Here is a 25,951-nt window from a genome sequence, read left to right on the forward strand (position 1 = left end):
CATGTGGCGATGCTTGGTCCGAAGCCGTTCTCGCTGGAGTGGGCCGATCCCCGGCGCAGTGTGCCGCAGGGCTAGGATTTGTCCGGCCGATCATGTGCGGAGCCAGATCGAGACGGCCGCCGCAGTGGCGGTGCCGAGGAAGACGCAACCGTGCTTGTCGTGGCAAGTGGTGACCGCCCGGAACGGCTTCATGCGGTTGATCGCCCGCTCGACGGTGTTGCGCTTCTTGTACCGCTCTTCGTCGAAGCCAGGCGCCCGTCCACCTCGTGAACCTTTGCGCAGGCGGGCTGCCTGGCTGTCACTCCTCTCCGAATCGTGTGGCGGATTGCCCAGCCGTCGCAGGTACTCGCGGACGGGGCCGTTGCCGTAGGCCTTTTCGGCCGCAAAGCTTTCCGGCTTCACGCGCGGTCTCCCATGCCCGATTCTGGGCACTCGGATCTTCTCCAGCACCGCGATGAACTGCGTGCAGACCGCTCGTTGACCTGCGGTAGCAATCAAAAACAGCGAGCGGCAGCGGCCGTCCGCGCTCAGGTGGAGCTTGGTGGTGAACCCGCCGCGCGAGCGGTCCAGGCCCTCACCTCCAGCACCGCCTCCACCAGGCGGGCGTGCAGACTCTGCCACGGCGCTTCGTCCTGATGTTCTGGCCTTTCGGCCCCCTCTGAGCCGAGCGTCGGTGGCGGTTCGGTGCGAGCGCCCGCCGCATGCTGATGCGCCCGCACGATGCTGGAGTCGACCGAGATGTCCCAGTCGATCTCACCCGCTGCATCGGCTGAGGCTTGGACCTGCTGGAGCAGGCGTTCCCGGGTTCCGTCGGCAGACCACAGGCGGTGGCGCTCATAGACCGTCTTCCACGGTCCGAACCGTTCGGGCAGGTCACGCCACTGAACGCCGGTCCGTACCCGGTGCAGAATGCCGTCGATCACCTGCCGGTGGCTCCGCCATCTGCCGCAACGCCTGTTGCTGACCGGCAGGAACGATCGCAGTCGTTCCCACTCGGCATCACTCAGATCACCCCGCCCCATGCTCGCATCAACGGCTGGAGCACGCTGGCCGTCACGTGACCGGCATGACACCTTCGTGCTGGGCGTTCTTCGGCCTGGAAAGAAAGATTCGGCGGGTCGGCAGGTCGATTTCGGTGACGATGACGGTGATTTCCTGTCCGGCCCCGAAGTCCTCCACCGGACTCACCGCGGGCCGACCGTCGATCTCTCTGGAGGGGATGAGCCCGACGATCCCGTCTCCGAGCTCGACGAAGACGCCGATGGGAACGGTCTCCTTCACTGTCCCGCGAATTTCCTGACCCACCGGCGTGCGGTCGGCGAAAGCCCGCAGGGGGTCGGGCTCCAGCGCCTTCAAGGACATTCTGGCCTCCAGGTTGTAGGTGTCGAACTGGAGGAACTCACACGAGACACGCTGGCCTACGTGAACGACATCGGTGGGAGCGTCGATGTGCCGCCAGGACAACTCGGGGATCACGATGAACCCGACACCGGGGAAGAGGGGATGGGCAGGTCCGTCGTCCAGGGCCACGAAGACCCCGAACCGCTCGATCGCCGCAACGGTGCCAGACAAAATGTCGCCGCAGTGCAAGGTCTCCAAAAATGCCCAGAGTTCCGGGCTCTCAGACTGCCAATCCATACCGTCACCCTGGCACACGACATCGCGGGGCCGACTATGACCTGAACAGACTGAAGTCCCGCCGTGCCCCAACAACCGGAACCATGATCGGCCGGATAAATCCTAGTTGGCTGGCCACGTTCGGGTGTGTTGCGGAAGATCTGCGGAGTCTTCCCCGTCCAGGAGTTCGCGGGTCTCTTCGTTGAACATCACCGACATGACCCGGCCCTCTTCCATCCGTAGCCGAGCGGCCGCCCCCGCCCGCGATTGCCCGAGCGGCCCCGCCCTGCGGCCCCTCGGGGCAGTTAGGACTGCTCGTTCGTCTCCTGTGCCCACACTGCGTAGTGCGGTAGTAGTGGACGGTCGTCTGCCCAACCCCGAAAGGCCCCGCATGCGCGCCGAGAGTCCGAGCCAGACCGCCGCGCAGGAACAGCCGAGACGTGTCTCGCGGCGCGGCAAGGCAGCCACATCTGCACTCGGAGCACCCCTGGCCGCTCAGCCGGCGGCCGGACTGCCGCCCACCGCACTCATGACACTGCAGGGAAGCATCGGCAACGCCGCCGTGTCCCAGTTGGTGTCGGAATCTCGGCATCAGCGCGGTCAGGGCGGCGGCTATGACGGCCAAACCTCAGCCGCGCCCGTGCAGCGTGCGGCGGCGCACCACGGCGCCGACTTCTCCGACGTACGTCTGCGCACCGACCCGGACGTGACGGCATCGGCCGCAGAGACCAGCGCGCGTGCCTATTCCTCGGGCGATCACGTCGTGACCGGCGATGACGGAACGGGCCGGAACGCCCTCCCCCGTGAACTGACTCACGTGATCCAGCAGCGCCAGGTATTGCGCGAGGGCGTCGGCGGCTCCGGACTGTCCGGCCGCATCGAAGCGGACAGGACTTCCTCCCCGACGCGGCCCGCGCACGTCGTCGGCCCGCTGAGGGGCCCGGACCGCACGGTCGTGGTACAGCGAGCCCTCCATCCCAAGGAGCACAACGACAAAGTGGGGCTCCATCGATATGTTCGCGAGGCGGAAAAAGAGGGCGGCCGGAACAAGGATGCTCAAGCCCCGGACGGCCTCTACCAGCACATCGGTGATAATAAATTCGTGCAGGCGAATGAAAACGGCATTCCCATATCGAACGAATATTATTACTTTGCCCAATCCTCTGGCACGTTACATGCCTGGATTCCGCGCAACGCGCCGGACTCATCCAAAAAAGAGGCATGGACATCCAAGGGATCAGTAGGTGGTGCCGGTGGTGCGCTGGGAAGGGCCAGCCTGGACGAGTTTCCGATGGGATGGCAACCGCGCAGGCCAGAAGATGCGGCGTTGGCCGGAGAGTTGGCCACAGCCCTGGGAATCCCGCACGAGTTGAGTTCGGCGTCGGCCCAGGGCTGGCACTTGGTCCCGACGTTGAACGAGTCGCCGCTGGAAATATTCATCCAGGCGCCTTCCGAGAAACAGGCGGAAGACTGGCGTTCCAGGAACCTCGACACCCTGTTCGAGGAGCGGGTACCCGACAAAGTGTGGGAGGAGCTCAAGGAGATTTATCCAAGAGAGAAGCTCTCGGACATCCATGCACCGGCTTCCTGGCCCACCCCACGCAGCACGCGACCCACGAACAGCGACTTCGACAAGCAGTCCGCCACGAAGTCGATCACCGGCAAAGAGAACAAGGACCCCAGCAGGATCGGCAATCAGCTGGAATGGTGTCACCTCATCGGTGACGCCGACGGCGGCACAAACAAGAAGGAGAATCTTGCCGCCGGAACGGAGGCCGCAAACACGGAACAATTGATTCTTGAGCAGGCGCAGCGAAAGTATCGTAACTTCTGCGCAGAAAATCAACTGATCATTGAAATCCAAGGTCGAGTGCTACAGCCAAATTTACCGACCGCGGAAAAATATCCGGAAATGGAAAACTTCCCTCATCATGAGGAATGGGCCGCCTGGATTCGCTACACGATCTGGGTCTATCGAAGCCAGACCAGCCGAGACGCACCGGTCATCGATCATATCTTCGATGCCAACCGGACGGAAATTTCCAAGAACATCGTGCGTGTCATGACGGAGCAGGCCCATCAGCTCATCGACGCGAAGATCGTGAGCCTTAACCTCACCCCGCCGGCACGCAAATCTTCCACCTTGGACGTCGTAATGGAGCACCTCAACCCGGGGGGCGACTCGGAAGACGTCGAGATGCAAGACGTCTGAGCCGTGTGCTGAGCCTTCCCGTGGGACACCGCCAGCGTGGTGGGAGCGCGCCCGCGGTGGTCGCGCCGAGGGAGACTCCCAGGCCCAGCAGGCTGCGACGGGCCAGTGCTCAGGGGGCACCTGCGTAGGAGAACGCTCACCGGTATGCGTGGTGGCAGTGCGCGAGCGGCGGTGCAGTCCAGTGCACAGGGTTCCGGGTCAGGTTTCGGTGGCTTCGAGTCTCTTCTTGAGGGGTTCGTATTGCCAGTCCCAGGCGCCCGGCCGGGCGTGAAGGTCGCGAACCAGCAGGCCGAAAAGCTTGGCGTCGAAGTTGACGGCGAACAGGCCGCCGTCGATGTTGTGCCCGTTCACGATGACGGTGGGCGTACCGGGGCCGATCGGGTCGTCCCCGGTGTGTTCGTAAGCGCGTTGGGAAGCGATGACGAACGAGCGGTACTTCATGGTCTTGACGGCCTGGTCAAAGGCGTCGTCGCGCAGGCCGGGAACCTCACCGGCCAGCTTCAGCAGACGTGCGGTGGTGAACCCGCCGCTGCTCTCGACAGCGACCTGGTTGGCGAAGAGAACTGCGTGGTATTCGACGAACATTCCCTTCTCCAGCGCGGCGCGCAGGGCGTTGACGGCCCGCTTGGAGCCGTCGCCGCCGAGGCGGTCGTCCTTGAAGGAGGCGAAGGTGTACTTCGCCTTGACCTTTCCTTCCAGCAGCAAACCATGCAGCGCGGTCGCGCCGGTCTGCTCGAACTCCTCGACCACAGGGCAACGCGGGTCCTCGTACACCTGGACCGTCGAACCGGCCTCGGGATTGCCCACCTCGATGGTGGTGCCGTCCGCGCTCCTGCGTTCAGGCAAGTCCTCGGGAGACTGATAGGTGACCGTTCGGGCCGCCACCGGGTCGTCCTCCCCCGTGCGGTCTCCGCCCGGTGCACATGCCGCGCCGACCCCCACGAGTCCCGCAACCACTGCAGCCGAGAGCGGTCTTCGGATCTTCATTCCCATCTAGCTCTGTTCCCTCCCCTGTAAGCATCTGACTCTACGTCGGCGGTGTGACAGATAGCTCCTGGATTTACGGCCGCCGGGTTCGAGAAGCGAGGGGACGATGGGCGGCCGCCTGGTTGCCGTTCCCGTCTCGGCCCTGGCTTGCCGGTGTTGGCTGACGAGCCGGCGACCAGTTGCTACCTGCCCCGGCACCGCGTGTTCCCGCGGTGGCTCGCCGGCGACTCCGAGACCGGGCTGCCAGCGGTACTCATGGACTCAGCCGAAGCGGGTTCCGAGCTGGGCGTCGAGTACCCCGGCGGCGGGATGCCCGCCGAGGCGCCGGTTCCGCTGCCCGCCGGCCACTGGAGGGTCCGCGCTACGCAGGCCGAGGTGGACGAGGAGAACTGGGTCGGCCTGGTCCAGCTCCTGCCCGTCGAATCCTGAACGGGCAGTGCTGCGGCCGGGTGCGGTCAGTCGCGGCGTGCAAGGTTGCGCTGCCGTGACCTCCCCGATGGCGGCCTTCGCCGCCCGCGTCCCAACCACTCGAACGTGTGAGTTCAAAAGCGACCAGGCAGGCGGCCCTTACCCAAGAGGGCGTAATCGCAATTACGTGCGAGACGTTCGCCCGTTCGAGGCCGTTACGGCTTCGAATTCGGCGCGTTATTAGAGCACCAGTACCACCCATCCACCCGGACGGAGGACACACCATGAACACCGCGTCCGCACCTCTTCCTCGCCCCGCATTCGAACAGCGGAGGCGGCCCCCGCTCACCCCTCCCGCCCGCAGGGCCCGGCCGTCCGACACCGACGCGCGCAGCGCCGCACGACCGGATACGGGGTGGGGGGCATGAGCGACGGCGGTGACGCAGACGACGTCCGGCGGAGCACGGTCCCCGCCCCGCGCGGTGCGGAACTTCCGCTGCCGCCCGCCGCCGTGCCGGGCGGCCCTCACGACGGTGATGACGTCGCCGACGGCCTGGAGGAGGCGTACTGGTCCGTGTACGACGGCGCCGCGTCCCAGGCGACTGTCGGGCAGGTCCTCGCGCGGCTGCCACGGATCGTCCGGCAGATCGGCCGGCTGGCCTGGGCTGCGGACCGGGCCGCGACGCTCGCGGTGGTGATCCTGCAGCTGGCGTCGGCCGCGATGACGGCGTTCGGGCTCATGGCGTCGGTCGCGGTCCTGCGGGAGCTGTTCGCCGAGGGGCCGACACCGGACCGGGTGCGGTCGGCCGTCCCCCAACTCCTCGTCGTGGTGGGCCTGCTGTCCGCGCGGGCGCTCCTGGAGGCGGGCGTGGCCGTCGCGCAGGCCAGGGTGACGCCGAAGATCCGGACCGCGTTGGAGTGCGAGTTCCTCACACTGACCGCCCATGTGCGGCTGGAGGTCGTCGACGACGCGGACTGGCACGACGAGGCATACCGGGCCAACGACCGCGGCCTGTTCTACGCCCGACAGATCGTGGGGCAGGTCGTCTCCCTGGCTGCGGCGCTGCTCGGGCTCGTGGGCACCGCCGGGGTTCTGGGTGTCCTCCACCCGGCCCTGCTGCCTCTGCTCCTGCTGTCCGTGCTGCCGGTCGGCGCCGCCGCCGTTCGTACCGCTCGGGCCCGCTTCCACAGTTTCAAGCGGTGGAACACCCTGCAGCGCAGGGTGCGGGTCTTCTCCTGGCTGCTGCTGGAAAGGGATGCTGCCGCCGAGCTCCGCTCCGATACGGCCCAGGGTGCGCTGCTGGAGGAGCACCGGAGGCTGACGAGCCGGATCGCCGAGGAGGACACCCGCCTGGGCGTGAGCTCGGCCGGGCTGACGCTGGTGGGGCGGGCTGTCGGCGGGGTCGGCACCGGTATCACCTACACGGCGCTCGGCGCCATGCTGATCGCGGGCTGGCTGCCCCTGGCCGCCGGCGCGGGCGCGGTCCTCGCCATCCAGACGGCCCAGTCCTCGCTGACCCGGCTCGTCGACGTATCGCACCTGGTCTACGAGCACGCCATGTGGGTGGACGACCTCCTCGCCTTCCAGGAACGCTGCCGCACCCTCCAACCACGCCGCAGCGGGCTGCCCGCGCCAAAGGCGGTGAAGACCATCACCCTGGACGACGTGTCCTTCACCTATCCGGGCAAGGACACCCCGGCGCTCAACGGCATCTCCATGACCTTGCACGCCGGTCAGACGGTGGCGTTCGTCGGCGTCAACGGCTCCGGCAAGTCCACCTGTGCCCGCCTGCTCGCCGGACTGTACGAGCCCCGCGACGAGGGCGCGGTCCGCTGGGACGGCGTGGACGTGCTCGACATGGACGCCGAGTCATTGCAGGCCCGGGTGGGCTGCGTGCTCCAGGACCCGGTGCGCTTCCCGTTCAGCGCGCTGGCCAATCTGACGGTCTCCCGAGGCACCCTCACCCGGGCCGACCCGCAACGGGCCCTGGACGCCGCGCGGGCCTCCGGCGCCGAGCAGGTCATCGCCGGACTTCCCGGCCGGTGGGAGGCGCTGCTGTCCAAGCGGTTCCGCGGCGGGCAGGAACTGTCCGCCGGACAGTGGGCGAAGGTCGCCGTCGCGCGCGGCCTGTACAAGGACGCCCCGGTCCTGCTGCTGGACGAACCGACCGCGAGCATGGACCCCCGGGCCGAGCATGCCGTGTACGAGTCGGTCCTGCGGGACAGCCCGCGCCCCGATCGGATCACGGTGTTGATCTCGCATCGTCTGGCCAGCGTCGTCGCCTGCGACCGTATCTTCGTCTTCGACGGCGGCCGCATCATCGAGAGCGGCACGCACCAGGAGTTGATGGACTTCGGTGGCGAGTACGCCGCCATGTTCACCCTCCAGGCCGACGGCTACCGCGCCGAGGCAGGGGAGGCGGCGTGATGCGCGACCACGTACACCGGGGCGGTGTTCCACGCCGCAGGATCGGGGTAGACCCGGCGCCGGGCGGGGCGCAGCCCTTCGCGGCGCTCGGCCTCGGCTGCCGGCCGGTGCGTCCGGTTCGGCCGGACGGCCGGTCGGGGGTACGGCGATGAGCAACGCCGAACCGGATGTGAGGGTCGTGGCGAGGATCTTGCCGCTGTGCTACCGGATCATCCCGACCGCGGTCGACGAGGGCCCTGCGGGTACCGCGACCCGCAATTTCGTGGCCCGGGACGGCGACGGCGGCCGGTGGTTCGTGAAGGGTTACCCGGCGGGCACCGATCTGGACGCGGAGCGGCGGGCGTTGGAGCTCGGCCGGTTCGCGCGGCGCGGCCGTATTCCGGTGCCGGTGGTACGGCGTGCCCTGGACGGGGATCTGATCGCGGCCGCCGACGGGATGGCGGTGTCGGTCGCGGCGTTCGTCGAGAACGCGGAGACGGCGGAGGGCGGTCTGCGCGGCGACCGTTGGGCTGCGGTGGGCGAGGTGGTCGGACGTCTGCACCGGACCCTGGCCCGGCACCCGGCCGGGCCTCCGCGCCGGGTGCCGGGCCGGGAGGTCTGCGATGTGCAGCGGGCTCGGCAGCGCCTGGAGCGGCTGCTCGCCCGCCTCACCAGGAATCGGCCTGTGTCGGGGTTTCCCTCCTGGGCGCGGGAGATCGCCGCACAGCGGCTCGACGCCTTACCTGCCGTGGCCGCCATGGTCGGGGAGCTTCCGGCGTCCTTGACCGTGCAGACCGTCCACGGCGATCTCGCCTCGCCCAATCTCCTCCTGCGCGGGCAGAAGGTGGCGGCACTGATCGACTTCCGGCCGCCCGGCCACCGCAGCCCCGCCTGGGAACTCGGACGGATCGCTCTCGATCCGCGCACGGTCCTCGCAGCACCGGACTGGCCCACCGGCCTGGCCGCGACGATCGTTGCCTACCGGGCGGCCAACCCGGAGCTGCCCGCCGACGAGCTGCTTGCCGTACCCCGGATCGCCGCCGGGTATCTGGCCTGCTCGGCGTATCCCCTGTCCGAGGCCGTCGACGCCCCGGACGGACTCACCGCGGAACTTGAGGCGTACGGCCGCAACCGACATGCGGCCATGAACGAGTTGCGCGACCGCCTGACGGAGGCCGAGGAGCTGCTGCGTGACCGCCTCCTTTGACTCCTCGCCCTCCCCCGGCGGCCGGCCAGCGCGTCCGCGAGCCGCACACCCATGGCTGTGTCCGAGCCCGCGCCACCGGGGGGGCGCACGGCACGACCGCGACTCGGAAGGATTCCCGTAAGCCCGGACTCGGGCCTGTCCCGTACGCCACGATGCATGCCGCCCGTCCCGCACCACGCCCAGGCCCTGCCCCGTACTTCCCGAGGTGATCACATGCCGCCTTCCCGCCCCCACATCCGCGCTACCGCCGAGACCTATCTCGCCCGGCACACCGGGGAACTCGACGCGTTGAACGGCCTGTTCGCCATGCTCGACGCTCCCGGCGAGCCGTCCAGCCGCGCCACGCTGCCCGCGCACGTCACCTGCGGCGCGGTGGTCATCGACCGCGAGCGCCGCGTGCTGCACATCCGCCACCCCGCGACCGGACTGCTCGTCATCCCGGGCGGTCATGTGGAAGCGGGTGACCGTACGCTGCTCGCCGCAGCCCTGCGGGAAGTGTTCGAAAAGGCCGGTATCCGTCCCGGCGATCTCTGCCTGACCCCCCAGTTCCTCGACGCGCCGATCGACGTGGAGCTGCACGACATCGGCCCCGCTCCGGCTAATCCGGCCAATCCGGCCAATCCGGCCAATGGCGAACCCGCCCACCAGCACGTCGATTTCCGCTTCGTCCTCTACCTCGCCGCCGCGCAGCCACCGGCGCCGGCACGGCGGAACGCGGAAACCGCCGACGCCCGGTGGCTCCCGTTCGCCGATGTACGCTCCCCCACGCTGCGGGCCAAACTCCTGGACGCCGAGACTGACGGCCTCGACGGACAGCCCGAGCCCGTCAACGCCGGCGCCTTGATCCACAACGGAGCCGGCCGGTACCTGCTCCATCTGCGCGATGACCGGGACGGCATCTGGGAGCCGTGGACGCTCGCCCTGCTAGGTGGTGGACGTGAACCGGGAGACTCCAGTCTGGAAGCGACGTTACGCCGCGAGCTCGCCGAGGAAGCGCCCGGCCTGCGACCGGTCGGTTTGACGCCGTACGCCGTGGAGGAGGCCACCGGCGTCGACGGCCTGTCGGTGTCCCTCCAGGTCTTCGCGGGTTCCTGGAACGGGGACCCGGAGGCGGTGGACCTCCGCGAAGGTGTCCTGCTGAAGTGGTTCGCCGTCGACGCCCTCGACCGGCTCCGGCTCAGCCCCGGGCTCGGAGATCTGATCCGCCGGCACGCGGCCGAACACCCCCTCGGGGGACAGCAGCGTCCGGTGCCCGGCGGGGCTCCGGCCGGGACCGTGCTGCACGTCGTCGGCGTCCACCTCTACCTGGAGCACGAGGGCAGGGTCCTGCTGGGGCTGCGGCATCCGGACTCGGCGTACGCGGGCGAACTGTGGCACACACTGGCCGGACACCTGGAGGCGGAGGCGGCGACCGCCGGTCTGGCCCGCGAGGCGTTCGAGGAGGCCGGGCTGGTCATCGATCCGGCCGATCTCGAACTCGTCCACACCGTGCACACGGTGGACCGGCCCGGTGCCCGGCCCAGAATCCAGCTCTTCTTCCGCCCCCGTCACTGGGAGGGCACGCCCGAGGTACGCGAACCCGACCGGTGTCTCGCCTGGGAGTGGTGGGATGCGAAGGATCTGCCGGAGCCGATCGTCCCCTACACCCGTGTCGCGATCGAGGGCATCCGGGCGGGCCGTTCCTACAGCGAGCTGGGGTGGGAGCGCTGAGCGGCTTCACGGCGGTCGGTGCCGCCGGCGCCGCCCCTTCGCGTGGCGCGCGGGGCCGTCTGCCGCAGGCGCCGGAAGGCCGCTGTCCGACCGTCATGCACGCGGCGTCGATGCCCTGTTGTCCACCATGGCAAGAGGAGGGCTGCCATGTCCGCTGACCTGTCTGTCACGACAGGTGCCCGCCGCGCCGCGATGGTGGAGCGTCTTGAGGCCGGGGGCGTGCTGACCGATGCCCGGCTGCGCGAAGCGCTGCTGTCGGTGCCGCGGGAGGTGCTGCTTCCCCACGCGTACGTACGGGTGAGCGATCCGGGCGTCGAGCCGATCGCGTGGCGCCTGCTCGACGGCGCGCATCCGGACGACCGGGCCGAGTGGCTCGACCTGATCCACAGCGGTGAGTCGGTCCTGCTCCAGCGCGACGGGGAACGGCTCGATGCGCTCGGACGCGGGCCGGTGACCGGCGGGCACATGACGTCGATGTCGACCTACGGCCGGGCCACCGTCGACGCTCTCCAGACGCTGCGGCTGGGTCCGGGGCAGCGGTACCTGGAGCTCGGGCCCGGCCCAGGGGTATCCCTCGCGCTCGCCGCCGCCGTCACCGGCCCCCACCTCGCCGCCGGCGTCGAACGGGACGGTCATATGGCTGCCTTCGCCCGGCGCAACCTCGACCGGCTCGGTTCGGGCGCGACGGTCGTGGCGGGGGACGCTCTCGACGGGCACCCGGCAGGCGGACCGTTCGACCGTATCCACTCCGGCATCGGCGTGCCGTGCGTCCCGCCGGCGTGGGTGGAGCAACTCGCGCCCGGCGGACGGCTGCTGACGACGCTCACCACCCGTACCCCGAGCTGGCCCGGAGAGCTCCTGGCCACCCGTACCCGCGCCGGCGAGATCGAGGCCGTGCTACGAGGCCGGCCGCGCGGATACCGGCCCATGCTCGGCTACCGGTGGCTCGACGCCGTACCGATGCGGTCCCGGATCAAGGCCGACCCCGGTGTACCGCGCCCGACCCGGCTCGCGCCGCCACCGGACGACGCGTACGGCTTCTGGCTCGCCGCCGCGTACCTGGCCCCCGGGCTCGTCCGCGACTTCCAGGCCGAGACGATGACGATCGCCGCCCCCTGGCGACGAGTCCTGGGCGGTCGCCGGCCCCGGCGGGACGACCGTACACGTCCACGGGCCACGGGACGTATGGGCCGAGCTCGAGGACGTGCACGCCCGCTGGGTCCTGGCCGGACAGCCCGACACGTACCGGGTGGCCGTACCGGAAGACGACGGGCCGCAGTACGTCGCCTCCGGCAGCGATCCGCGCGCCCTGACATGGGTGCTGCCTCCGCTCACGCCGGTGTCCCAGCGCCCTTCCACCCCTGCCCGACCGAACACCGCACGGAGAGAAACCCTGTGAGCCTCTTCCACGCCACGGCGGACGCCTACGAGCGTCACCGCCCCGGCCTCCCCGACGCAGTCGTCCACCTGCTCGCCGCCGCGCTGCGCGGCATCCGCCGTCCGGCTCTGCTCGATCTGGGTACCGGGACCGGCCAGGTGCCGGCCGCCCTGCTGCCCGTCCTGCCGCAACTCGCCCGTCTGGACCTGGTGGACGCCGACCGGGACATGCTGCGGCGCGCCGATCTCGCGCTCCGCCCTCTTCTCGCGGGCCGGACCGCCACCTTCCATCCCGTACGGGCCGAGGAGTTCACCGCGCCCGGAACGGGCTACCGAGCCGATCTGGTCACCTGCGCGCGAGCCTTCCACTGGATGGACCGCCCGGCCGTCCTGGCCATGGCCGACCGCGTCACCTCCCCCGGCGCAACCCTGGCGATCATGGGCGACGGCAGCCTCTGGACCCACCCGGCGCCGTGGACCGCCGCGCTGCGCGAGCTGATCCAGTCCCATCTCGGCGCCGAGCGCCGTGCCGGAACCACCGGGGCCTACGTGGAGCCGGGCCGCCGGTACGAAGACGACCTGGCCGACTCCCCGTTCAGCGACATCGAGGAGCACCACTTCCCGCTGCGCCGCGTGTGGACCCCGGACAAGGTGGTCGGCTACCTGCGCAGCACCAGCTTCGCCCGCCCCGGCCTCTTCGGCGACCGGCATCCCCAATTCGAGGCCGAGGCCCTGGCCCTGCTGGAGCGGCACGCGGCACAGGAGGACGGGCTCGTCGAGGAATCGGTGTTCGACGTCCTGCTCGCCCGCCGGCCGGGAGGTGCCCGGTGAGCGGCGGCGAGCGGCATACGGTGCCGGTGGACGTGCACCTGATCGCCGTCCGCGAGGGGGAGAAGGGGCCGGAGGTGCTGCTGTCGCGGCGGGCCGGCACCGTCTATGCGGCGGGACACTGGCACTTCCCGTCCGGGCACGTCGACGGGCCCTTCGAGGACGTCGTCACCGCGCTCGTGCGCGAGACGTACGAGGAGACGGGCCTGGTGGTGGAGCCGGGCGACGTACGTGCCGCGGTCACCGTCCATCAGCGGGCGCCGGGCGGGAACGCGCGGGTCGGGTTCTTCTTCGAGGTCCGCCGCTGGTCCGGGACGCCGGACGTCAGGGAGCCCGAGGTGTGCGACGCCATGGACTGGTTCGCGCTCGACGCCCTGCCGGAGCCCATGATCGCCTACTGCCGCGCGGGGCTGAACGCGTACCGGGCCGATGTCCCCCTAGCACTCCACTTCCAGGAGCCGGGCGATCCGATCGGGCACGACCCGGCCGTCGACCGGCTCCACCTCGTGCCCGCCCCGGACGGCGGTGGGCCGCGTCCCTGTCTTGGGGTACGGGAGTTCACCGAGCGGGCGGTCGGCCGGATCACCGCCTGGACGGACGTGTCCTGGGCCAGGACCGCCGGCCGGGTGTGGCGCGCGCAGAACGCCTCGGGCGGGGTGTGGTTCGTCAAGATCCACCAGAACGACCGCTTCCACGGCCGGGAGGCCGGGGCCCTGCGCGCCTGGGTGCCGGGGCTCGGGGGCGCAGGGCCCCGACTGGTGGCGGCCGACGCGACGCTACGGGCGATCGTCCTGACCGCCGTCGAGGGCCACCCGCTGCACGGGATGGTGCTGCCGCCGGACGAGGAGCGGCGGGTGTTCCGGGCGATCGGGGAGCTCACGGCCCGCGTTCACGCGAGCCCCCTGCCGGCGGCGGCGCCCAGGACGGCGCCGGTCGTCCCGTACGCGAAACTGGACCGGCACCTGGAAAGGGCGCGGGCGCAGCTACGGCCGGGTGACGAGGAGTTCGTACGGTCGGTCGTGAACGGTGCCGTACGGCTGCCTGCGGTCGAAGCGGTGGCGACCCACGGCGATCTGCAGCTCCGCAACCTGCTCCGGGCCGGTGACGGCACCCTTCGGATCATCGACTTCGAGCGCAGCGAACCCCAGTCCGCCGTCCGGGATCTGGTCCGTCTCCTCGACTGCTTCGACGGCCGGGCAGACCTCTACGAGTCGTTCTTCGACGGGTACGGGCGGCGGCTCACTGAGGCGGAAGAGGCGCGCCTGCGGGTGGAGGCGGTCCTGGACGCGGTGTCCGGCATCGGCTTCGGGAGCAGGACCGGCGATCCGGAACTGGTCGAACGGGGGCGCCGCACCCTGGTGCGCTGCCGCGCCGGCGCGGGATAGCGGCCTACGTCGGCGCCCGGCATTGCGGGACCGGACCGCCCGGTCCACTCACACACGCCAAGGAGGCAGCTTGATGATCAAGGCAGCAGTACCAGGGCGGGACGACGGCCGTTCCCTGCCCGCCGCGTACTGGCAGCCGCTCTGGGCAGGCGGCCGACGCTACCGGCCGGTGTGCACGGCCGAGAAGCGGCTGATGGCCGAGCACCTCGCCCCCGGAAACGGCCGCCTTGCCCTCGACGTCGGCAGCGGCGACGGCGCCCTGGCCCGCCACCTCCACCACGGGCTCGGCTACCGCACGACCGGCGTCGACTGTTCCCCCAGCGCGGTCGAAATCGCCGCCGCCCACGACATCGCCCCTGGGCCCATGTCCGGCCCAGGCGACGGGCCGACCTGGCAGTGCCTGGACGTCACCACCGCCGGCCTCGCCGCCCTTGCGCACCCCGCCTACGCCCTCATCACCTGTCGCCTGGTCTACCGATGGGTCGACGACAAACCGGCCTTCCTCGACCAGGTCCGGCGCATCCTCGCGCCCGGCGGAGTGCTCTGGGTCGTCACCGAGATCGCCGGCCGCCGCACGACCACCGACCCGGCCCTCCAGCACCTCGGGATCTCCCCCGTGGACGCCGAACTGCTCACGGCTGGCTGGTCCTGCGTACGGACCGCCGATCTCGACGTCCTGCGCGGCTACGCCCTGCGACCCTGACCCCCGTAACCAGAAGGAAGCACCCGGTGCCTGACATCGAGAACCGCACCTCCCGGCGATCGGAGACGAGATGACCACCACGCCCTCCCCCGACGCGCAGCCCAGCACGAAGATGACCGACGAGGAGTACGGGGTCCTACGCGCCTCGGCCGCCTTGTGGGCCGGAACGTCCGTACTGATCACCGACGCATACGGCCGGGTCCTCGTCCAGCACGTCGACTACCGGGCGACCTGCCTCCTGCCCGGCGGCGCCGTCGACGCGAACGAGGCCCCCGCTCAGGGCGCCGCGCGGGAACTGCGCGAGGAACTCGGTGTCACCATGCCCGTCGATCGAGGGCTTGCCGTCGACTGGGTCGGCGCCGGCAGCCTCAACGCGCCGGCCGCCATGCGCTTCCCCGGCGAGATCCTGCACGTCTACGACGGCGGCACGTGGGACGACGAGCGGATCGCCGCGATCCGGCTGCCCGACCACGAGATCGACTCCGTCGAGTTCGTCGAACCCGCCCGGCTGCCGGACCTGATGTCCCCCGGTGACGCCCGACGCGCCCTGTCCGCCCTGCGTGCCCGCATCAACTCCGCCGGCCCGGCCCTGCTGGAGAACGGCCTCCCGATCGCCCCGACCGTCCTGGACCGGGCCGGTGCCCTGCGCACCGCCCGCGCCCGGCACCACCTGCCCTTCCACACCGTGCCCGTCCCGGATCAGCTCACGGTGGTCCAGGTCTGGGGCTGGCTCTTCGGTCCCGATGGCCGCGTCCTGGTGCTCCTCGAACCGGACACCGGCGCGGCGCTCCTGCCGGGCGGCTCCCCTGAACTCTCCGATCATGGCGACCCGCTGGCCACATTGCGCCGGGAGGCACGCGAGGAAGCCGCGGCCGAATTCGGCGAACCGCTGCTTCTCGGCCACCTCCGCGACCCCGCCAAGCCGTACGCCCGCCTCCGCTACGCCGCGCCCCTCACCCGTCTGGGCCCGCCGTCCGTCGACCCGGCCACCGGCCGCACCCACATCCGGCTCCTCGCCACGCCCGAACAGGCCCTGGAGCTGTTCGGCTGGGGGCTTCCGGCCGCCGATCAGCTCACCGCGGTCCACCGGGCCCGCGCACAGCTCGGCATCCCCCGCGCCGCGCGGCAGCCCCTCACCGAACTGCCCGACGCCACCGACTGCCAGGGCCTGCACGGGTGTTAGCTTCCTTCCCGTGTCGAAACACCAGGATGAGACCAGGGCGGGCTACGACGGAGTCGTCGAACTGTACGCGTCGATGTTCGCCAATCGGTTGGAGACGCAGCCGTTCGCACGGAACATGATCGGCACCTTCGCCGAACTCGTACGTGGCGCAGGAAACCTGCGGACAGCAGACGTGGGGTGCGGCCCCGGCCACTTGACGGCCATGCTGCACGACTTGGGATTGGACGCCTTCGGGCTTGACCTCTCCCCGGCCATGATCGCCCACGCCCGGGGGGCTCATCCGGAGCTGCGGTTCGACGAAGCGCGGATGGAGGCCCTGCCGGTCGAGGACGGCGCGCTCGGCGGCGTGCTGGCCCACTACTCGATGATCCACACCCCACCGGAGGAATTGCCGGCGCTGCTCGCCGAGCAGGTGCGTGTGCTGGCGTCAGGGGGCGTGCTCATGGCGTCCTTCTTCGGAACCGAGGGGCCGGAGCCTGTCCGCTTCGACCACAGGGTGGCGCCTGCCTACAGCTGGCCGCCCGACCGGTTTGCCGAGTTGCTGACCGGGGCCGGACTCGTCGTGATCGCTCGGTTGCTCTACGACCCGGCGTCCGAGCGGGGCTTCCTCGACACCCACCTACTGGCTCGCCGGCCGTAGAGCCGGGGGGGGGGCAGCAGCCGCCGCTCCGATCGGGTTCGGGGCGTCGAAGAGGCCGGCGCCGCCGCATACTCCGGTTGCGGGGAGGGTGAGTTCACCGGTCCATGTGTCGGTGGCGAAGGCGAAGAGCACGAACTGCCCGGCACGGTCCCCGCCCTGCTCGACGTGCACGACGTGGACGAGTGAGAGGTCGGCCGGGTCGACGAGTAGGCCGGTCTCCTCCTTGAGTTCGCGGGCAGCGGCTTCATCGAGGGGCTCGCCGGGATCGGCCTTGCCGCCGGGCAGGGTCCACACCGGCTGCGGGGACCAGTCACGGGTGCCGTAGAGCACCGCGGCGACCAGGTCCCGGTCCTTGTCGTGGACGATCACGCAGACCGTGTTACGGCTGTTCATCGCGCTGGTGTCGCTCACCATGCCCGCTCCTTGACGACGCGCTCGGAGATTTCGTCCAACCGGTTGGCTCGCGGGGCCAGTGCGGGTTCGGTGTGCCGTCGTCGCTCATGTGCGCCCGCCGCCAGATGCCCGGCCAACCGAACGGCGTGTCCGGGGCCGCCCGGTGTCGCTGCCCGCACGCACATGGTGTCGCCAGCCACGCGCAGCCACGGCACAGCTCCGCCCACCCGTGCCCGGTCGAGTGCGACACCGGCGGGCTCCCGTCCCCGCAGGCGGGGCAGCCGGGGAGGTCGGCGCCGTCCAGAAGCGCGTTCTGCCTCCGGACGTACCCGGGCAGGGCCAGCGACGGATGGCGAAACGGGTCTTCGTACCAGGCGCGGTGCGGGCCCTCCCACCAGTTCCGCAGCCACCACGGTCGCGGGTTCGTCACGGCCCGCCGCCCCGCACGCTTCTCCTCGCGACGTTGCGCGGCGTACTCCTCCGCTCGTACGCGCCACAGCGCCCGCGCCTCGTGCAGTTCCTCCACCGCCCGCACCAGCGCGTCCGGGTCCGCCTCCAGCCTCCGGGGGATCGCGGCGCTCAGCGTGAGGTGGTGGTACGTCGCCCGGAGGCCGTACGGGGCGAAGAGGGTGAGGCAGGTACGCAACGCGCTGTGCCGCCGGTGCGGGGGGAGGTGTACGTCGTGCACGCGCGCCCGGTGCGTCAGGAAGCTGGTCATCGCGCGGGCATCCGGCCCAGACCCACCGCCCGCCCCGGACCCCCCGCCCGGCCTGGGCGCGGAGTCGGCGGCGGAGAGATCTTCGGAGCGGTTCGCGTCACCATCACACGGGGATGATGCCGGACTACTCGCCGCGCCACCACGGACTTTGCCGCCTTGGGGGCCGCGGGCGGCCTGGTGTGCGGGGAGCCCTGTCGGGGCAAGGTGTTCCTTGTCCCGACAGGGCTCGGTCGGCCGGGCGGCGGCTCAGCGGCGCCCGGTGGGGGCGGGTGCCGGGTGTGGCGCTCCTCGGCTCAGCCGAAGTTCACGTCGCTGCACCACATGTAGGCCTGGTCGAGGTGGGACGCCTGCCAGATCACGAACAGGACGTGGTGTCCGGAGTAGCCGGAGGTCTGCACGGGGAACGTGATGTCGTTCGCCGGCGCATAGCTGCCGGTCTGCGTGATGAAGTCGAGGTTGCCCCAGCCCAGGGTCTGGGTCGTGGGGTCGAAGCCCTGCTTGCTCACGTAGACCTTGAAGTAGTCGGCACCGTGGGCGGCCTGGTCGCGCAGGTGCACCGAGAAGTTGTTGCCGACCGTGGTGGTCTTCCACGCCCCCGGCTTGTCCAGGCTGGCGTTCCGGGACAGGTTGTTGCTGCAGAGCGTGCCGTCGGGGGTCTTCGCCTGGAACTGGCCGCCGAGGCCGTCGCGCAGAGCGCTCATCCAGTTCCACATGGTGTCGCTGTTGGCCTGCCAGGCCTGCCAGCACATGGGGTCCTGCGTCTGCATGGCCGGGTCCATGTGGTGGCTGCCCCACGTCTCCCAGCACTGGTACGCGCGGGAGGCGGGGCCGACGATCGTGCCGTGGGCCTGGGCGGGGGTCGACCAGGCCAGCGCGCCGGCGATGACGGCGAACGCCATGACGAGTGCCTGGAGGGGGCGGCGGAAGTACGACCTCGAACGCCCGGTTAACGGGATTCTGGTGTGCATGTGGGGGGAACTCCTTCCAGTGACAAAGCTGCTATGGGAGCGCTCCCAACGGTACGGTCTTCGCGTGAAGTGTCAATAAAGCGAACCAAGTTGATCAAAAAACGGGGGCGGCGTACGAGCACGTTCATGCCCGTACGCCGCCCCCTTCGCGTGGCCCCGGTCAGGTCAGAGCTGGAGCAGCGTCCGGCGGGCGATGCTGCTGTCCCGCAGCGGTTTCAGTGCGAGCCGCACCAGGGCCAGCGCGTTGTCGTCGCCGGCGATGCGGTTGGCGCTGAGTTCGTCGCAGGACTGGCACTGGTGAATGATCATCCACTCACCGTCGGGCCGTACGGACATGCTCAGTGCTTCCATCCGCCCTCGGCAGACCGCCGCCCGGTCGCCCGGAATCCGGCGGTCGACGTGCAGGCTGGCCAGGCAGTTGGGGCAGTGATTGCGGTGGGTGGTGCCGGGCGCGTCCAAGGACACGTCCAGTCGGCATCCCACGCACCTGAAATCGTTGCGGCGGTGCCCTCCCTGGCGGTGCAGGACGTCTTTGTGCCGCTGGGGCCGCCGCGTCTTCTGCGTACGTCTGCTGGAGTTGTTCGCTCGTCTCGGCACGGGTTCTTCTCCTTCCGGTCTACAGGTCGCCGAATGCTTCGAGCGGGAACGGTGGTTGTGCCAGCGGCCGTACGGCCATGCGCATGAGGATGAGCTGGTTGTCGTCGGTGCAGATGGGGTTGGAGGTCAGTTCGTCGCAGCGCACGCAACGGTGGATGACCATCCAGTCGCCGGTACGCAGCACGGCGACGGAGATCGGGGACATCCGGCCGCGGCACTCGCTGGGGCCGCCCTCGACATGGTCGAGGACGTGCTGCGAGTGCAGGCACGACGGGCAGTGGTTTCGCCGTGTGCCGTCGCCACTGACGGCGGACACGGTCAGGCCGCACCACGCGCAGACGAAGGTGCCGGCCAGAACGGTGTTCTGGGCGTGGGAGGAAGTCTTGTCGGAAGTGGACACCCGGAGGGCTCCTTGCTGAGAAGTCGGTCATGACAGCAAGAGCAGGCCGAGCGGCCTCGCCGAAGACACACCCCCGTATCCCGCGGCGTGCGGGTATGACGGGCGTGTGGGCAGGTCACAGCATCGGAATGCCGCATCCGGTAGTCGTCCGAGCCGGACGGGTCAGGAGGACGTGGCAGCTGGGGCCGTGCAGCGAGGCGCGCGCGGCGAGGGCCGTGGGCACAAAATTCACTCCCTTGAGGGGCGCAGCAGGCCCGGGTGGTCCGACAGAACGCCTCACCGTAGCAATCGCCCTTCGGCGGGCGTCAACCGATTATCGGGCTCGTCACCGCGGTGAACAGCGGAGATGTCCCGGGTCCTGCGCGCGCGCCGTTTCGGCACGGCGCGTTCACGTCCGTGGCCTATCGTGCGCGCGGAACACGGACCCGCCGGTCCGCGCCCACCGTTGAGCCCGCCGTTGAAGCCGTCGTTGAGGGAGCACCAGGTTGAGCAAGGCATCCACGCCCGCCCCGAGGGTTCCGGACGAGCTCCGGCGGAGGCTGGGGGTGGCGGACGCGGTGCTGATCGGGCTGGGTTCGATGATCGGTGCGGGGATCTTCGCCTCGCTGGCGCCGGCGGCGCGCGCGGCCGGTTCCGGTCTGCTGCTCGGCCTCGCGCTGGCCGCGGTCGTGGCCTACTGCAACGCCACTTCCTCCGCCCGGCTCGCGGCGCTCTATCCGGCCTCCGGCGGCACCTACGTGTACGGGCGCGAGCGCCTGGGCGAGTTCTGGGGCTATCTGGCCGGCTGGGCGTTCGTGGTGGGCAAGACGGCCTCCTGCGCGGCCATGGCCCTCACCGTGGGCGCCTACCTCTGGCCCGGCCGGACCCACGCGGTCGCGGTGGCCGCCGTGGTGGTCCTGACAGCGGTCAACTACGCGGGTGTGCAGAAGTCGGCCCTGCTCACCCGTGTCATCGTGACCGTCGTCCTGACGGTCCTCGCCGTCGTCGTGGTCGTCTTCCCGACCTCCGGCGGCGTGGAGACGGTCCGTCTGGACGTCGGTGCGGACGTGACGGCGGGCGGGGTGCTCCAGGCGGCCGGGCTGTTGTTCTTCGCGTTCGCCGGGTACGCCCGCATCGCCACCCTCGGCGAAGAGGTACGCGACCCGGCGCGCACGATCCCGCGCGCCATTCCGATCGCCCTGGGCATCACCGTCGGCGTCTACGCCCTCGTCGCCGTGTCGGTCCTGCTGGTCCTGGGCCCGGACGGCCTCGCCGCGGCCGGGGCGCCGCTGACCGAGGCCGCGCGCGCCGCCGGTGCCGACCTGCTCGTCCCCGTCGTGAATGCCGGCGCGGCCGTCGCGGCTCTCGGTTCTCTGCTCGCCCTGATCCTCGGTGTCTCCCGCACCACCCTGGCCATGGCCCGAGACCACCATCTCCCCCACGCCCTGGCCGCCGTGCACCCCCGCTTCAAAGTCCCCCACCGTGCCGAACTCGTCGTCGGGGCAATCGTCGCCGTGGCCGCCGCGACCACGGACATCCGGGGCGTGATCGGGTTCTCGTCCTTCGGCGTCCTCGCCTACTACGCCATCGCCAACGCCTCCGCCTGGACCCTCGACCCGTCGGAGGGCCGCCCGGCCCGGATCATCCCCGTCGTCGGCCTCTCGGGCTGCCTCGTACTGGCCTTCGCCCTTCCTCTGTCCGCCGTGCTCACCGGCGGCGCCGTCCTGCTCGCCGGAGCCGTCGCGTACCGGGTGCGCCGTATGCTGACCGGCTCGTCACGGTGGCGCCGCTCTCGCTGAACCGCTGCGTGGTGGATGCGCGCCTCGCGGCAGCGCGAGCGCGGTCTGATTTTCTCCGCTTCGGAGGGAATCCCCGGCACGTCGGCCCGCCCGGACGCGGCCGGACCGCTACGAAGATCACGATACGGTCTGTCGACCTCCGGAAGGACCGTGTGGTGCGTGTTCTCGTCCGCTGGGCGGGCTTGCCTGCCGCGTGCGCCCGTGAACTCCGTACCGCCGGTCCCCCACTCCCCCGTACTGTGAGGAGCCCCTCGTGGCAAAGATCGCTCTCTTCGGCGCCAACGGCACGATCGGCAGCTGCGTGCTGCGCGAGGCCCTGGACCGCGGCCATCTGGTCACCGCCGTCGTCCGTGACCCCGCCAAGGTCACCCTGTCGCACCCCCATCTGACCGTCGTCCAGGGCGATGTCCTCGACCCGCGGTCCGTGACGGCGGCGGCCGAGGGGCAGGACGTCGTCGTCAGCGCCGTCGGCGGCGGGGACGGGCCCGGCCACCTCGCCACCATCGAGCCCGCCGCGAAGTCCCTCGTCGCCGGGCTCCGCCCGCTCGGCGCCGACGCCCCACGACTCATCGCGGTCGGCGGGGCCGGATCTCTCCGCACCCCCGACGGCAAGCAGGTCTGGGACGCCGAAGGGCTGCCGGAGTTCCTCTTGCAGATCATGCACGCCCACGGCGACGCGCTCGACTACTACCGCACCGTCACCGACATCCGCTGGACCAACCTCAGCCCCGCCGCCACCATCCAGCCCGGCGAACGCACCGGTAGCTACCGCACCGGCCTCGAGGACCTGGTCACCGACGCCGAGGGCCGAAGCCACATCTCCACCCAGGACTACGCCGTCGCCCTCGTCGACGAGATCGAGAACCCGCAGCACATCCTCGAACGCTTCAACGTCGCCGACTAGTCGCCGACTAGGGGGGTCTGCCACAAATCCCCGTGACGGAAGGGCCCGCCGGCTTGATTGCCGAGCGGGCCCCGTGCCGTGCCGAGTGGTTGCCCCGGGCGGGGATTCCTCAGTACTGCAGGTCCTTCTGGTCGGTGATCAGCCGGCCGGCTATGTGCAGGTTGCCGTCGGAGTCGAGCACCGCGATGATCTTCTTCGTCGAGCCGTGGTGGGTCGTGAAGTAGATCTTGTCGGCCTCCTGCGAACTGGAGTAGTTCGTGTTCACCGACAGCTCGATGCTCACCGGGGAACTGATGAGGACGTCCTTCTTGGGCGACCCCGGATAGACCTGGTTCTGGCGCAACTGAACGCGCCCGTGCGTCTCTCCCTCTTCCCAGTCCGTCGCCAATCCGAGATCGATGTCAGCCATGTGACTTTCCCCTTCAGATTCGATGGATGAGCCTTCGGCCCGGACCACGACAGCCGCCCGAAACCACCGCAGAACCTATACACAGCGCCCATGGGTCGTGACGCAGAGTCTTTCGGGTGACTGGATTTCTACGCGGAAAGTCCGGAATTGGAATTCAAGGCACCTAGAAGGGGAGATGACCGAAAATTGCGGTTTAAGACGGGTCAGGCCTTCTTGACCACGCTCGACTTGAGCTGCATGGAGCCGAATCCGTCGATCCTGCAGTCGATGTCGTGGCCGTCCACGCCGTCGACCAGGCGGATGTTGCGCACCTTCGTTCCGGCCTTGATGCCGGAGGGGCTGCCCTTGACCTTCAGTGTCTTGACCACGGTGACGGTGTCGCCGTCGGCGAGTACGTTGCCGACCGCGTCCCTGATCACCCCGTCGCCGCCGCCTTCGGCCGGCGCGGGCGACCACTCGTGGCCACACTCCGGGCAGACCAGGAGGGCGCCCATCTCGTAGGTGTACGCGCTGGAGCACTCGGGGCACGGCGGCAGCGGCTGGGTGTCGTCGCTCATGAGGTTGTTGCTTCCTTGCCTTGTTTCTGACGGGCTTCTACAGGGGGAGGGTGATCCAGATGCTTTTGCCCTTGCCGTCCGCGTCTCCGCGGATGACGGCCGTACCGCCCAGCCCCAGGGTCAGTTCCATCACCGTGCCCAGGCCGCCGGTCTCGGTGAGCGAGGAGCGGAGGGCGGGCTGATGGGGGTGTCGGTCGTGGACGCCGAAGGCGAACGTGTGCGCGCCGGCCGCGTAGATGACCGTGAGGTTCGGCGACAGGGCGGCGGCGTGCTGGACGCCGTTCGCCACCAGTTCGGACAGGATCAGCAGCGCCGGATCGACGGCGGGGTGGCCTCGGTTGATGCCCCACTCGGCCAGAACCTGTTCCGTGGTCTCGCGGGCGATACGGACCGCCGCGCCCATCGTGGGCAGCGTCAGCACATGGCGCAGCGGAAGGCTCTCCAGTCGCGGGTTCACCGGCCCGCCTCCGTACGCTCCAGGCGGAAGCCGCTCACGGTCTGCGGGCGGATGCGGACCAGGGTGTCGTGCGGGCCGTACGTCCAGCCGGGCAGCGTACGGCGGTAGTGCGCCGCCTCGTCCGGGTCGGTGATGAGCCCGGCCGGGCCGGTGGCGGTGACGTTCCAGCCCTGGCCGCCCGGCGCCCCGACCGTCTGCGCGTGGTACGTGAGCACGGGGCGGCGCTCCAGGGCGGAAGCCTGCGCGGGCGTACGGACGACGAGTTGCCCGTACTCCAGGACGTGCACGGCCGGGCGGAGGACGGGCGTCTCGTGCTGGACGAACACCAGGCTGCCGTGGCCGCAGCCGCCGAGCAGCCACAGTGCTTCGCTTCCGGGTACGTCGATCATGCTGCGGACGGGGTCGTTCATCGGCCGGCCCCTTCGCACACGGGGCGCGCGGACAGCAGCCCCTCCCGGTGGAGGTGGGTGCGGGCCCCGGCGACGGCCTCCGCCGGGGTGGCGTACTCCCGGCCGTCGCGCCGCAGCAGGTCGAGCGCGCCGACCGACTCCAGGGCCCGGCGCTGGCCGGGGCGTACGCCGGAGACGAGTACGGCGATGCCGCGCCGGTTCAGCTTCTGCACCGCGTCCTTGAGGACCAGGGCCCCGGTGGCGTCCATCGTCGAGACCCGCGACATCCGCAGGATCACGACCCGTACGCCGGACACCTCGGACAGCTCCAGCAGGAAGCGGTGGGCGCCGGCGAAGAACAGCGGGCCGTCGATCCGGTAGGCCACTATGTGCTCGGCCAGCAGGGCGTGTTCCTCGTCGCTGTGCCCGGCGGGCAGGTCCGCGCGGAAGTCGACCCGGTCCATGCGTGCCTGGCCGGCCACCGCCCGCAGCGCAAGCGCCCCGGCAACCGCCAGGCCGATGATGACCGCGTAGACGAGGTCCAGGGCGAGCGTGGCGAGGGCGGTCAGGATGAGCACGGCGGCGTCCGAGCGGGTGGCCCGCGCCATCGCCCGCAGCGCTCCGACCTCCACCATGCGGATCGCGGTGGCCAGCAGCACCCCGGCCAGCGCGGCGAGCGGGATCTTGGAGACGAGGGGCGCGGCGGCGAAGACGATGACGGCCAGCACGGCGGCGTGGGTGAGCGCGGCCAGCCGCGAGCCCGCGCCGGTGCGCACGTTGACGGCGGTCCGGGCGATCGCCGCGGTGGCGGGCACACCGCCGAACAGGGGCGCGGCGAGGTTCGCGATGCCCTGGCCGAACAGTTCCTTGTCCGGGTCGTGCTGCTGGCCCACCGTCATGCCGTCCGCGACGGTCGCCGACAGCAGCGACTCCAGTGCCGCCAGGGCGGCGACCGCGATGGCCGGTGCGAGGAGCGAGCCCAGCGTGGACAGGTCGAGGAAGGCGAGCGAGGGTGCGGGCAGTCCGGAGGGCAGCGCGCCGATCGGGGCGGCGCCGTCCAGGTCGAAGAGCTGGGCCGCCGATGTGGCGGCGATCACCGCGAGGATGGAGAACGGGATGGCGGGGCGCAGGCGGGCGCCGATCAGCATGACCGCCGCCACGCCCACCGCGAGGGTCACGGCCGTCCAGTTGGGGGTGCGGGCGAACTCCCCGGCGGCGTGCCAGGCGGCCACCAGGACCTTGTCGTCGTCCGGTTCGGCCACGCCCAGCGCGTTCGGCACCTGTTGCAGGCCGATGATGCACGCGATGCCCAGGGTGAAGCCCTCGACCACCGGGGCCGGGATGTACTTCATGTACCGGCCGGCCCTCAGCAGCGCCAGGCCGATGAGCAGGAGTCCGGCCATGAGTCCGACCGTCAGGACCCCGCCGGGGCCGTACTGGGCGACGATCGGCACCAGCACCACCGTCATCGCGCCGGTCGGCCCGGAGACCTGGAGGTTGGAGCCGCCGAAGAGGGCGGCGAGCGCGCCCGCCACCACGGCGGTCGCCAGCCCGGCCTCGGCGCCCAGGCCGGAGGAGACGCCGAAGCCCAGCGCGAGCGGCAGTGCCACGATGGCGACGGTGAGTCCGGCGAGCAGGTCGCGGCGCGGGGTGCGGGCCATGACGGCGAAGTCGGCGCGGGCGGGGAGCAGGGCGGAGACCCGGTGCCAGGACCGGG

At 70.5% G+C, this 25,951-nt stretch carries 24 protein-coding genes; 12 read left to right on the forward strand and 12 right to left on the reverse strand.

Annotated features, from left to right (window positions below; genetic code table 11):
- Positions 1-90: 90 nt before the first annotated feature.
- Both OG710_RS00610 and OG710_RS00615 read right to left on the reverse strand, forming a co-directional pair.
- Positions 91-1,022 (reverse strand): IS5 family transposase gene (locus OG710_RS00610; RefSeq protein WP_443064209.1). Its coding sequence is split into 2 segments (ribosomal slippage): positions 91-660 and positions 663-1,022, totalling 930 coding nucleotides; the frame shifts between segments, so codons are not numbered across the junction.
- 31 nt (positions 1,023-1,053) lie between these two features.
- Positions 1,054-1,638: a S1 RNA-binding domain-containing protein gene (locus OG710_RS00615; RefSeq protein WP_330237575.1), complete on the reverse strand. Its 585-nt coding sequence runs from the start codon at positions 1,636-1,638 to the stop codon at positions 1,054-1,056.
- Between the two features lie 370 nt (positions 1,639-2,008).
- Here OG710_RS00615 and OG710_RS00620 point away from each other — a divergent pair, with 370 nt between their 5' ends.
- Positions 2,009-3,829 (forward strand): eCIS core domain-containing protein, encoded by a 1,821-nt coding sequence (locus tag OG710_RS00620; protein ID WP_330237576.1) that lies wholly within the window; start codon positions 2,009-2,011, stop codon positions 3,827-3,829.
- 198 nt (positions 3,830-4,027) lie between these two features.
- Here the strand turns inward: OG710_RS00620 and OG710_RS00625 are convergent, their stop codons facing one another.
- Positions 4,028-4,822 (reverse strand): DsbA family protein, encoded by a 795-nt coding sequence (locus OG710_RS00625; RefSeq protein ID WP_330237577.1) that lies wholly within the window; start codon positions 4,820-4,822, stop codon positions 4,028-4,030.
- A gap of 249 nt (positions 4,823-5,071) precedes the next feature.
- Here OG710_RS00625 and OG710_RS00630 point away from each other — a divergent pair, with 249 nt between their 5' ends.
- From OG710_RS00630 to OG710_RS00670, 9 genes are all read left to right on the forward strand, one after another.
- Positions 5,072-5,245 (forward strand): hypothetical protein, encoded by a 174-nt coding sequence (locus OG710_RS00630; RefSeq protein ID WP_330237578.1) that lies wholly within the window; start codon positions 5,072-5,074, stop codon positions 5,243-5,245.
- A gap of 403 nt (positions 5,246-5,648) precedes the next feature.
- Positions 5,649-7,652: an ABC transporter ATP-binding protein gene (locus OG710_RS00635; protein WP_330237579.1), complete on the forward strand. Its 2,004-nt coding sequence runs from the start codon at positions 5,649-5,651 to the stop codon at positions 7,650-7,652.
- 178 nt (positions 7,653-7,830) lie between these two features.
- On the forward strand, positions 7,831-8,838 hold the full coding sequence (locus tag OG710_RS00640) for a phosphotransferase enzyme family protein (protein ID WP_330237580.1): 1,008 nt from the start codon (positions 7,831-7,833) through the stop codon (positions 8,836-8,838).
- Between the two features lie 213 nt (positions 8,839-9,051).
- Positions 9,052-10,548, forward strand: coding sequence for an NUDIX domain-containing protein (locus OG710_RS00645; protein WP_330237581.1), 1,497 nt, complete (start codon positions 9,052-9,054; stop codon positions 10,546-10,548).
- Positions 10,549-10,695: 147 nt separating this feature from the next.
- Positions 10,696-12,756, forward strand: coding sequence for a methyltransferase domain-containing protein (locus tag OG710_RS00650; RefSeq protein WP_330237582.1), 2,061 nt, complete (start codon positions 10,696-10,698; stop codon positions 12,754-12,756).
- The gene (locus OG710_RS00655) at positions 12,753-14,138 is read left to right on the forward strand and encodes a phosphotransferase (RefSeq protein ID WP_330237583.1); all 1,386 of its coding nucleotides are present in this window, start codon (positions 12,753-12,755) and stop codon (positions 14,136-14,138) included. The genes OG710_RS00650 and OG710_RS00655 overlap by 4 nt, the downstream gene beginning before the upstream one ends.
- Positions 14,139-14,211: 73 nt before the next feature.
- On the forward strand, positions 14,212-14,841 hold the full coding sequence (locus tag OG710_RS00660; protein WP_330237584.1) for a class I SAM-dependent methyltransferase: 630 nt from the start codon (positions 14,212-14,214) through the stop codon (positions 14,839-14,841).
- A 70-nt stretch (positions 14,842-14,911) separates the two neighbouring features.
- Complete coding sequence (locus tag OG710_RS00665; protein WP_330237585.1) at positions 14,912-16,024, forward strand: NUDIX hydrolase; 1,113 nt, start codon at positions 14,912-14,914, stop codon at positions 16,022-16,024.
- A 10-nt stretch (positions 16,025-16,034) separates the two neighbouring features.
- A complete protein-coding gene (locus OG710_RS00670) occupies positions 16,035-16,664 on the forward strand; it encodes a class I SAM-dependent methyltransferase (protein ID WP_330237586.1) in 630 nt (209 codons plus the stop codon).
- Here OG710_RS00670 and OG710_RS00675 read toward each other — a convergent pair.
- From OG710_RS00675 to OG710_RS00690, 4 genes are all read right to left on the reverse strand, one after another.
- Positions 16,644-17,078: an NUDIX hydrolase gene (locus OG710_RS00675; RefSeq protein ID WP_330237587.1), complete on the reverse strand. Its 435-nt coding sequence runs from the start codon at positions 17,076-17,078 to the stop codon at positions 16,644-16,646. The genes OG710_RS00670 and OG710_RS00675 overlap by 21 nt on opposite strands.
- Positions 17,079-18,068: 990 nt before the next feature.
- The gene (locus OG710_RS00680; protein WP_330242118.1) at positions 18,069-18,674 is read right to left on the reverse strand and encodes a lytic polysaccharide monooxygenase auxiliary activity family 9 protein; all 606 of its coding nucleotides are present in this window, start codon (positions 18,672-18,674) and stop codon (positions 18,069-18,071) included.
- A gap of 234 nt (positions 18,675-18,908) precedes the next feature.
- A complete protein-coding gene (locus OG710_RS00685; protein WP_330237588.1) occupies positions 18,909-19,340 on the reverse strand; it encodes an RNHCP domain-containing protein in 432 nt (143 codons plus the stop codon).
- 19 nt (positions 19,341-19,359) lie between these two features.
- Positions 19,360-19,740: an RNHCP domain-containing protein gene (locus tag OG710_RS00690; RefSeq protein ID WP_443064210.1), complete on the reverse strand. Its 381-nt coding sequence runs from the start codon at positions 19,738-19,740 to the stop codon at positions 19,360-19,362.
- A 485-nt stretch (positions 19,741-20,225) separates the two neighbouring features.
- On the opposite strand from OG710_RS00690, the gene OG710_RS00695 reads away from it, so the two are divergent.
- Both OG710_RS00695 and OG710_RS00700 read left to right on the forward strand, forming a co-directional pair.
- Positions 20,226-21,518, forward strand: coding sequence for an APC family permease (locus OG710_RS00695; protein WP_330237589.1), 1,293 nt, complete (start codon positions 20,226-20,228; stop codon positions 21,516-21,518).
- A gap of 253 nt (positions 21,519-21,771) precedes the next feature.
- Entirely contained in the window at positions 21,772-22,422 is a 651-nt protein-coding gene (locus tag OG710_RS00700; RefSeq protein WP_330237590.1) for an NAD(P)-dependent oxidoreductase, read from the forward strand.
- Positions 22,423-22,531: 109 nt separating this feature from the next.
- On the opposite strand, the gene OG710_RS00705 is transcribed toward OG710_RS00700, so the two are convergent.
- The 5 genes from OG710_RS00705 to OG710_RS00725 all read right to left on the reverse strand — a co-directional run bounded on the left by OG710_RS00705 (position 22,532) and on the right by OG710_RS00725 (position 25,895).
- Complete coding sequence (locus tag OG710_RS00705; protein ID WP_111335142.1) at positions 22,532-22,831, reverse strand: DUF6342 family protein; 300 nt, start codon at positions 22,829-22,831, stop codon at positions 22,532-22,534.
- Between the two features lie 203 nt (positions 22,832-23,034).
- Entirely contained in the window at positions 23,035-23,388 is a 354-nt protein-coding gene (locus tag OG710_RS00710) for a zinc ribbon domain-containing protein YjdM (RefSeq protein WP_330237591.1), read from the reverse strand.
- Between the two features lie 37 nt (positions 23,389-23,425).
- Positions 23,426-23,845, reverse strand: a complete 420-nt coding sequence (locus OG710_RS00715; RefSeq protein ID WP_330237592.1) for an ATP-binding protein — start codon at positions 23,843-23,845, stop codon at positions 23,426-23,428.
- Positions 23,842-24,255 carry a pyridoxamine 5'-phosphate oxidase family protein gene (locus OG710_RS00720; protein WP_330237593.1) on the reverse strand — a complete coding sequence of 138 codons (414 nt, stop codon included), beginning with the start codon at positions 24,253-24,255 and terminating at the stop codon, positions 23,842-23,844. The genes OG710_RS00715 and OG710_RS00720 overlap by 4 nt, the downstream gene beginning before the upstream one ends.
- Positions 24,252-25,895 carry a SulP family inorganic anion transporter gene (locus OG710_RS00725; RefSeq protein WP_443064312.1) on the reverse strand — a complete coding sequence of 548 codons (1,644 nt, stop codon included), beginning with the start codon at positions 25,893-25,895 and terminating at the stop codon, positions 24,252-24,254. Before OG710_RS00725 ends, OG710_RS00720 begins: the two co-directional genes overlap by 4 nt.
- Between the last annotated feature and the right edge of the window lie 56 nt (positions 25,896-25,951).

Source organism: Streptomyces sp. NBC_00525 (assembly GCF_036346595.1).
Classification (GTDB): domain Bacteria; phylum Actinomycetota; class Actinomycetes; order Streptomycetales; family Streptomycetaceae; genus Streptomyces.

What these genes read in the sequence shown, in the direction of transcription:
- OG710_RS00615 (WP_330237575.1), bottom strand. Translation starts at nt 1,638, where the DNA reads ATGGATTGGCAGTCTGAGAGCCCGGAACTCTGGGCATTTTTGGAGACC.
- OG710_RS00620 (WP_330237576.1), top strand. Translation starts at nt 2,009, where the DNA reads ATGCGCGCCGAGAGTCCGAGCCAGACCGCCGCGCAGGAACAGCCGAGA.
- OG710_RS00625 (WP_330237577.1), bottom strand. Translation starts at nt 4,822, where the DNA reads ATGGGAATGAAGATCCGAAGACCGCTCTCGGCTGCAGTGGTTGCGGGA.
- OG710_RS00630 (WP_330237578.1), top strand. Translation starts at nt 5,072, where the DNA reads ATGGACTCAGCCGAAGCGGGTTCCGAGCTGGGCGTCGAGTACCCCGGC.
- OG710_RS00635 (WP_330237579.1), top strand. Translation starts at nt 5,649, where the DNA reads ATGAGCGACGGCGGTGACGCAGACGACGTCCGGCGGAGCACGGTCCCC.
- OG710_RS00645 (WP_330237581.1), top strand. Translation starts at nt 9,052, where the DNA reads ATGCCGCCTTCCCGCCCCCACATCCGCGCTACCGCCGAGACCTATCTC.
- OG710_RS00650 (WP_330237582.1), top strand. Translation starts at nt 10,696, where the DNA reads ATGTCCGCTGACCTGTCTGTCACGACAGGTGCCCGCCGCGCCGCGATG.
- OG710_RS00660 (WP_330237584.1), top strand. Translation starts at nt 14,212, where the DNA reads ATGATCAAGGCAGCAGTACCAGGGCGGGACGACGGCCGTTCCCTGCCC.
- OG710_RS00665 (WP_330237585.1), top strand. Translation starts at nt 14,912, where the DNA reads ATGACCACCACGCCCTCCCCCGACGCGCAGCCCAGCACGAAGATGACC.
- OG710_RS00675 (WP_330237587.1), bottom strand. Translation starts at nt 17,078, where the DNA reads ATGGTGAGCGACACCAGCGCGATGAACAGCCGTAACACGGTCTGCGTG.
- OG710_RS00680 (WP_330242118.1), bottom strand. Translation starts at nt 18,674, where the DNA reads ATGGCGTTCGCCGTCATCGCCGGCGCGCTGGCCTGGTCGACCCCCGCC.
- OG710_RS00705 (WP_111335142.1), bottom strand. Translation starts at nt 22,831, where the DNA reads ATGGCTGACATCGATCTCGGATTGGCGACGGACTGGGAAGAGGGAGAG.
- OG710_RS00710 (WP_330237591.1), bottom strand. Translation starts at nt 23,388, where the DNA reads ATGAGCGACGACACCCAGCCGCTGCCGCCGTGCCCCGAGTGCTCCAGC.
- OG710_RS00720 (WP_330237593.1), bottom strand. Translation starts at nt 24,255, where the DNA reads ATGAACGACCCCGTCCGCAGCATGATCGACGTACCCGGAAGCGAAGCA.
- OG710_RS00725 (WP_443064312.1), bottom strand. Translation starts at nt 25,895, where the DNA reads ATGGCCCGCACCCCGCGCCGCGACCTGCTCGCCGGACTCACCGTCGCC.